Below are 8,249 nucleotides of genomic sequence, written 5' to 3' on the forward strand. Positions count from 1 at the left end.
CACCATCGTTTGCTCATATTGAGCGAACGTTTTGCCAACTTTGGCGATGCGGGTCAGGAAAGTCCGGCGAGAAAGCTGCGAATTCTTCCCGATAAGCCCTACGAAAAACTTCCGAAGGAAATTTTCTTTACGGTGACAACCACTTAGCGAGTCCCATCACCCTTCGAGGCGCGCGTAGCGGAACCCGCATCACCCCGATATCTGTGTTGTCGGCGGTGGCCAAAGCGATGAAAACCGCGCTGCCATCGGGCGCCAGGCTCAATCCATTGCCGGCACTGAAACGCGTCGCGTCCAGGCACTGGCTGCTGCCATCGCCAGCGATGGCGGTCAGACGGCTGCTGCAGTCGCGGCTGATGTCCTGATACTCGACCGCACCGTTACCCGCTACAGCCCAGGTGCGATAGCGCCAGCGGCTGGGCAACTCGGCATGCACCGGCTTCACGCTGTCCGCGGCCAGACCCGGCGCGGACTGCCAGAGTCCGCCGCTGGCCAGACGCGTGAACAGGATGCGTTGCCCAGCACGGTCATAGCGCACCTGCGACACGCCATCCAGTGACGCCAGTCGTTTCCATGGCTGCTGGCTGCGGTCGAACAGGGTCAGCGCCATGCGCTCGTCGTCGCCCCGCTCCACCACCAGCAAGGTATTTGGTGCAGGCCCATAGACTGCCTGCAGTGGCTCACGAACCGGCACCGCCAGTTTTACCCAATGCCCTTCTTCGGGCGCCACTTCGTAGATCCCAGGTACGCCGTCGGCATCACGCCCGGTCACCAGCAGCTGCCGCCCATCGGCTGCCCAATCCATTGGTTGGCGGGCCTCCGGATGCATTCCCTCGATCATCTGCAGCGATGCCGGTTCATTCAATCGCGCCCACCACAGCGCAAACGCGCCGGAGCGATCGGAGGTAAACGCCAACTGCGCGCCATCCGGCGAAACCATTGGCTGGCCATCACGCGCTGAAGAAGCGAACAATCGTTGCGGCGCACCTGCATTGACACCCAACGGAATGCGGAACAAGCCGTACTGCAGCTGGCTGCGCATGAAGGCAAGGTTGCCGCCGCCACGCGATACCGCCGGGCTCTGCGCGTTGTCGATGCCCATATCGCGCAGCAGGCGGGTAGCCACATCCAGCCGGTACAGGCGCGACTCGCTGTCGATGCGGCGGCCGAACACCATTTCGTCCGGGCCCAACCAGCTCCAACCGCGTATTTCCGCCGCTTCGTCGGTCAAACGCTGCGCATTGCCACCGTCGGCATCCATCATCCACATGTCGCCCACCTGCGGATTACGCACGAAGCCGATCTTCTTGCCATCCGCCGAATAGCGCGGCGCATAGTCGAAGTCATCGGCGCCCATCTCGTACTGCAGCGATGACCAGCGCCCGGATGCCAGGTTCAAGCTGCGGATGCCGCGGCTGGCATAGCGCCCGGTCATCGAGCCGAACAGCAGGCTCTGTCCATCAGGTGCCCAGTCAAAACTGAGCATGTCGGTGCCATCACAGCGGGTGACACGGCGCAGCCCGGTACCGGTCGCCGACACCACCAACACTTCGCAATCACCTTGCGGCAGGAATCGCGCGAAGGCGACGCTGCGCCCGTTGGGCGACCACACCGGGAAGCGATCGGATGCGCCCGCGGGCGTGCTCAGCAAAGGCGTTGCGACTGCATTGCCAACGCTTTGTATCCAGAGGCTTGAGCGATTGTCTTCCTCGCGCGCAAACACGACCAAGGCACCGTCTGGCGAAAGCGAGGGGTTCACCTCGACGCCTTCGGTAGCGGTGATGAGACGGTAGGGTCGCGCTGGACTACCCACCACGCGATTGCCCTCGACGACCGCAGCATCCTCGGGCGACGGTGCGTCACGTCCCCACAGCAGCCATGCCATAACCACGGTACTGAGCAACAGGACGATGCCAACAACCAGCAGGGCCACACGGCGCATCTTCCGACGCTTGTTGCGCCCGTCATCCTGCACCGGCGCGGGCACCACATCCACTGTGACAGCATCTGCTTCAATGGCGGCAGGCACGTCAAACGCAGGCGTCTCCGCTTCCGCTTTCGCCTCCCACGACACTGGCGCCAGCAGGCGATAGCCGGTCTTGGCGATGGTTTCGATATAGCTGGTGCCGTCGCTCGTTTCAGTGGCTGCGAAGGCCTTGCGCAACTGGGTGACCGCCTGGGTCAGCACGTCATTGGTCGGCATGGTGTCCGGCCAGACCTCGGCGAACAGCTCTTCGCGCGTCACCACCTGCCCCGGCCTGCGCGCAAGCGCCAACAACACCCCCACCGATTTTGGTGTGAGCCGCTGGATCTTGCGTGTCCCTGGCAGATGCACCTCGCGAGAGGAAAGCACCACCAGACACTCACCGACGCGCAGTCGGTCAGAGCTAGGTTTTTCGGTGGGGTTCGTTGCCATCGCGGTCTTTCAAAATCGCTGGCGGACACGAATCCTGTGTCCAGCTTTCCGGGTCCACGCCCTTACAAGCCGCCAAATTCCGCAAAAGGCATCAACGCACAGAGCAAATGTTTTATCTGGAACAGATATTACTCTAACCAAGTTCCCCACGTGCCACACGTGGACGACATCAGGCTCTCTCTCGCCGACGAAATTACATAATCAGCTACATGATTCGCGCCGCACGGCGCGATTTTTTTAACTAGCGTTCAGTTTTTTCTGCCTTGTAGATGGTCAGGCCAACCAGCCGCGAAACCACCAAGGCAACGTACATAACGCCTGCAAACTGCTCCAACATCACCAATGCACGTGCTTGTGGATGCACTGGCACCACGTCGCTCAGACCTACCCCTGACAACAAGCTGAAGCTGAGATAAAGCAGCTCGACCCAGCTCCTGAAATCACCTTCGCTGGTGGCCACAAAACTGCCCGGATAGACGTGCTGGCAAACTGAATAGGCAAACGCGAACGCCCAGGCCAGCAAGGTAAACGTAGCACCCGCAGCAAACAGCTCATCGCGCGTGACCTTGTGGTCCTGCAGCATGTAGGCAATCAAACTGCACGAGGTATAGAAGTACAGCAGGCTCTCGAATGCCTGCGCCACCGCGACCAGCGAATGGCGCCCCAACAAGGCACCAGCGATGGAGAACACCACGGCCGGAATGGCCAGCGTCAGCGCCAGCCACAGCAGCAGCGGACTGCGCCGCACCACCCACACCGCCAACCCCAGTACCACCATGCCGAACGCGCCGAACAACGCGCGTCCGGCCGGCATGTGCTCCATCGCCGGGTAAAGCAGCACGCCCAGTAATTGCACCGCCAGCAACCATGCCGATGGGTGCCTGCGCGCCATCACGATCAATCTCAAGCGCGACTGCATACGCATCCCTTCATTGCCGGTGCCGAACGGTGTGGTTGAGCCAAGGCCCGCAGGAGCGGACCTCAGGGGCCCGGACTGGTCGCCATCCCGGCGCGATACGGGTAAGCGGCAAAGATCGCGGCCACCGCGGCATCAATGCGCTCGCCGCGCTGCTCCGGCTTCACCCGCCCCACCGTACCGACCGCGACGCCTTCCCAGACCAGCTGCTTCTTCCGCGCATCCACCACGTCGATGTTCAAGGTGCCTTCGGTGTACTGGCGCACGTCGGTGCGGTCACGCCAGTACGGCACGGCGACATAACCGCGGGCGCGGTAGCTGTAGTAATAGTCGTAATCCACTTCCGGCATCGTGGTGACCTGGGTCTTGTCCTGCAGGTAGGCGTTGAGGTTCACCCACAGGTCCGGGTTGGCTTCATCGAACCGGTAACCACGTGACTCCATCTGCGTGCGCACCGCGGCGCGGATGCGGTTGCTGGTGATGGTGGTATAGCCGTGCTGCTCGAGCGCCAGCGGGGTGTAGAACGCAAAGCTGCGGTAGCGCGAAAAGTCGGCAGTCGGATCGGCCTGGCTGGCTACACGCGGCGTGCTGGCGCAGGCACCCAGCAGGAGCAGCGAGGACAAGACGAGAAGCAAGGAAACGAAGCGAAGTTTCATGGCCTACCCCTGGTGTGGACGAGCGCACGCTAACACGTCCGTCGACGTCCCGGCGTCAATCAAGGGCCGGGGCACCCGCCGGGATGCCCCGCCCCGTACCGCGGGTCTACTCGATCCGGTAGACCTGCGCGCCCTGCTCGCGGAACTGCGCCGATTTCTCGGCCATCCCCGCCGCCAACGCCAGCCCTTCATCCACGCCCTGCTCGGCCGCGTACTCACGCACATCCTGGGTGATCTTCATCGAGCAGAAGTGCGGGCCGCACATCGAACAGAAGTGGGCCAGCTTGTGTGCATCCTTGGGCAGCGTTTCGTCATGGAATTCCTTGGCCTTCTCCGGATCCAGACCGAGATTGAACTGGTCTTCCCAGCGGAATTCGAAGCGCGCCTTGCTCAAGGCGTTGTCGCGGACCTGCGCACCCGGATGGCCCTTGGCAAGATCGGCGGCATGCGCAGCGATCTTGTACGCCATGATGCCGTCGCGCACGTCCTGCCGGTTGGGCAACCCCAGGTGTTCCTTCGGCGTAACGTAGCAGAGCATCGCGGTGCCGTACCAACCAATCATCGCCGCACCGATCGCGCTGGTGATGTGGTCGTAGCCCGGCGCGATATCGGTGGTCAGCGGCCCCAACGTATAGAACGGCGCTTCGCCACACTCCTGCAGCTGCTTGTCCATGTTCTGCTTGATCAGCTGCATCGGCACATGGCCGGGACCTTCGATGATGGTCTGCACATCATGCTTCCAGGCAATCTTGGTCAGCTCGCCCAGCGCCTCCAGTTCGCCGAACTGCGCCGCGTCGTTGGCATCGGCAATGCAGCCCGGGCGCAGCCCGTCACCGAGACTGAAGGACACGTCGTAGGCCTTCATGATGTCGCAGATGTCCTCGAAGTGCGTGTAGAGAAAATTTTCCTTGTGGTGCGCCAGGCACCATTTGGCCATGATCGAACCGCCGCGCGAGACGATGCCGGTGACACGCTTGGCAGTCAGTGGCACGTGTCGCAGCAACACCCCGGCGTGGATGGTGAAGTAATCAACCCCCTGCTCGGCCTGCTCGATCAAGGTGTCGCGGAAGATCTCCCAGGTCAGCTCCTCGGCCCGGCCATCCACCTTCTCCAGCGCCTGGTAGATCGGCACCGTGCCAATCGGCACCGGTGAGTTGCGCACGATCCACTCGCGCGTCTCATGGATGTGCTTGCCGGTGGACAGATCCATCACCGTGTCGCCGCCCCAGCGGATCGCCCACACCAGCTTCTCCACTTCCTCGGCTATGCCCGACGACACCGCGCTGTTGCCGATGTTGGCGTTGATCTTGGTGAGGAAGTTGCGGCCGATGATCATCGGCTCACACTCGGGGTGGTTGATGTTGTTCGGCAGGACCGCGCGGCCGCGCGCGATCTCATCGCGCACGAACTCCGGGGTGATGATCTGCTGGATGCTGGCGCCGAAGCTCTGCCCTGGATGCTGGGCAAGCAGTCCTGCATCACGCACCGCATCCAAGCGCTGGTTCTCGCGGATGGCGACGTACTCCATCTCCGGGGTAACGATGCCGCGCCGCGCATAGTGCATCTGGGTGACATTGGCGGTACCAATCGCGCGGCGCGGCAGCGTGCGGCCAGGAAAGCGCACCGCATCCAGCCGGGCATCGTGCTGGCGACCACGACCGAACTCGGAGCTGAGACCGGCCAACTGCTCGGTATCCCCGCGCTCCTCGATCCAGGCGCTGCGCACCGCCGCCAGCCCCGCTGCCAGATCGATGTTGGCCTGCGGATCCGTATACGGGCCGGAGGTGTCATACACGGTGACCGGGTGGTTCTCTTCGCCGCCGAACAGGGTGGGCGTGCGGGTCAGCGCGATCTCGCGCATCGGCACCTGCAGGTCCGGACGCGAACCAGCGACGAAGATCTTGCGCGAACCAGGAATCGGCCGGGTCACGGATTCGGAGAGTTGCTGGGCCTGCTGCTGCAGGCTGGGCTGTGCGTTCATTGGCATTCGTCCTGTCTATCCACACGCGGGGTGCGAAGGCCACGCGAGGGATTCGCATGACGGAACGAAGCGAAGGCGCACGCCACCCGGCCCTGGCCCATAGCGGGCACATCGACTGGCGGCACACGAAGCTTCCCTACGCCGGTATGAGCCGGATCAGGTTCGAAGGGTATGTCTCAACCGCGACCCAATGGCCACGGTACCCCCGCTTCGGGCGTCATTAGACCTGCAATCGATGGGAAAGCCAAGCCGGCAGGAACAGCGGTCAACGGGCTGCAGCTGCTGACCGCAGGCGTCTCCTTGCACAGCGTCACAGGCCACTAACGTAATCGTGACGCGCCATTCAGTAACATCGCGCGCAGGCTCGTTTCGAATGACTGCCTTGCGGCGCTTGCCGCCCCTCCTTTCCCGGCCCGGCGCCATGGTGCCAGCCGGTTGTCCTGCAAGCTCAGGCTCGCTCCCCTCAATCGCTCATTTGATCGGAGAAGCTCCTTCATGGTGTTTCGTATTTCCATTGCACTGGTAGCGCTACTGGTGCTGATGGCCGGCCTCGCGCCCGGTCCCTTCAACGACGTGGTACAGGCCGCGCTGGCCCAGGTGGTGCGTGGCGCTGGCTGGATGTACCTGCTGATCGTGTTCCTGACACTGTCTTTCCTGCTGTACCTGGCGTTCGGCCGCTTCGGCAGCCTGCGCATCGGCGGTGAAGATGCCGAGCCGGACTTCTCCCGCGCCAGCTGGCTGTCGATGCTGTTCGCCGCCGGCATGGGCATCGGCCTGGTGTTCTGGGGCGCGGCCGAGCCGATATCGCATTTCGTCACCCCGCCGGAAGGCCTGCCGCCGCAAAGCATGGATGCCGCCCGTGCCGCGATGCGTTACTCGTTCTTCCATTGGGGCCTGCACCCGTGGGCGATCTATGCATTGATCGGGCTGGCAATGGCCTGGTTCCAGTACAACCGCAATGGTCGCGGCCTGATCAGCGACATGCTGCAACCGGTCATCGGCCGCCATCATCGTGGCTGGGTTGGCAAGCTGGTGAATATCGCAGCGGTGGTCGCCACCGCAATCGGTGTCGCCACCACGTTGGGATTCGGCACCATCCAGATCGCCGCCGGCATGCAACGTGTGTTCGGTGTCACCGCAGGCGTGCCACTGCAGATGACCGTCATCGCCATCGCCTTCGTGCTTTACATGCTCTCCACCACCAGCGGCGTAGACCGTGGCATCAAGTGGTTGTCCAACTTCAATCTGGCGCTGGCGGCATTGCTGCTTGCCGCAGTGCTGGTGCTCGGCCCTACTGGCTTCATCTTCGACACCTTCACCACCACGCTGGGCGCCTACCTGAACCAGCTGGTGACAATGAGCCTGCGCATGTCGCCCTTCTCGGGCAGCACCTGGGTCGCGGATTGGACCATCTTCTACTGGGCCTGGTGGATTGCCTGGGCGCCGTTCGTGGGTTCCTTCATTGCGCGGGTATCACGTGGCCGCAGCGTGCGCGAGTTCGTGGTCGGGGTGGTGCTGGCGCCAACCCTGCTCGGCTTCCTGTGGTTCTCCGTGTTCGGTGGCACTGCGCTGTGGGCGCATCTGTCTGGCCACGCCGATCTGGTCCAGGCGTTGGGCAATGGCTATGAGACGGTATTGTTCACGCTGTTCGACAGCATGCCAGCCTCCTTGCTGCTCGCGGGCCTGGCCTTGGTCCTGCTGGTCATCTTCTTCGTCACCTCGGCCGATTCCGCGGTGCTGGTGCTGGCCAGCATGTCCACCGATGAGGCCGGCGATCCGCCGCTGTCACGCAAGCTGGTGTGGGGCATTGCCATTGCACTGATCGCAGCGGTTCTGCTGCTCGCAGGTGGGTTGGATGCACTGCAGGGCATGATCACCATTGCAGCTTTGCCATTCGCGCTGTTGATGGTGTTGGTGATGGTATCGCTGTACCGCGTGCTGGACGCCGAGCACAACCGCCAGCGCCGGCTCGCGCAGCGCGCACGGCACATGATGGAGGCATGGATCGAGCGCGAGCAGGCAGCACAGGAAGAAGCACGTGCAGTCACTGAGCGTTCGCCAGGTCTGGACAAGTAGGCGGGAGCTGCGGGAGCTGTGAATTGCCGCGGCGCATCTGGCTGGCTTCGCATCCAGCTGCGCGATGTGGCTGGACAATTGGGTGGTAAGGACGGCAGCGAAGAGCTCCCCCTCCCCAACCCTCCCCTTCGCTGCGCGAAAGGGAGGGGGTAGAAGCGGCTACGTCGCCATCTTGTAGATCGCCAGGAACGGCCCCCTCCCTTTCGC

At 63.1% G+C, this 8,249-nt stretch carries 5 protein-coding genes and 1 riboswitch; of the genes, 1 reads left to right on the top strand and 4 read right to left on the bottom strand.

All coding sequences use genetic code 11. The annotated features are described in order from the left end of the window. Positions 1–127: 127 nt before the first annotated feature. From ACVOLI_RS14440 to thiC, 4 genes are all read right to left on the bottom strand, one after another. Positions 128–2,413, bottom strand: a complete 2,286-nt coding sequence (locus tag ACVOLI_RS14440; protein ID WP_481614949.1) for a winged helix-turn-helix domain-containing protein — start codon at positions 2,411–2,413, stop codon at positions 128–130. 241 nt (positions 2,414–2,654) lie between these two features. Beyond that, on the bottom strand, positions 2,655–3,338 hold the full coding sequence (locus ACVOLI_RS14445; protein WP_296251859.1) for an ion channel: 684 nt from the start codon (positions 3,336–3,338) through the stop codon (positions 2,655–2,657). A gap of 56 nt (positions 3,339–3,394) precedes the next feature. Further along, positions 3,395–3,985: a DUF4136 domain-containing protein gene (locus ACVOLI_RS14450; protein WP_296251861.1), complete on the bottom strand. Its 591-nt coding sequence runs from the start codon at positions 3,983–3,985 to the stop codon at positions 3,395–3,397. Between the two features lie 106 nt (positions 3,986–4,091). Continuing rightward, positions 4,092–5,966, bottom strand: a complete 1,875-nt coding sequence (thiC, locus tag ACVOLI_RS14455) for a phosphomethylpyrimidine synthase ThiC (protein ID WP_481614950.1) — start codon at positions 5,964–5,966, stop codon at positions 4,092–4,094. A 115-nt stretch (positions 5,967–6,081) separates the two neighbouring features. Further along, positions 6,082–6,183, bottom strand: a riboswitch (TPP riboswitch). Positions 6,184–6,461: 278 nt separating this feature from the next. Between thiC and ACVOLI_RS14460 the strand changes: the two genes are divergently transcribed. Then, positions 6,462–8,042, top strand: a complete 1,581-nt coding sequence (locus tag ACVOLI_RS14460) for a BCCT family transporter (protein ID WP_481614951.1) — start codon at positions 6,462–6,464, stop codon at positions 8,040–8,042. The last annotated feature ends 207 nt before the right edge of the window (positions 8,043–8,249 follow it).

This window comes from Stenotrophomonas sp. STEN029 (assembly GCF_056760015.1).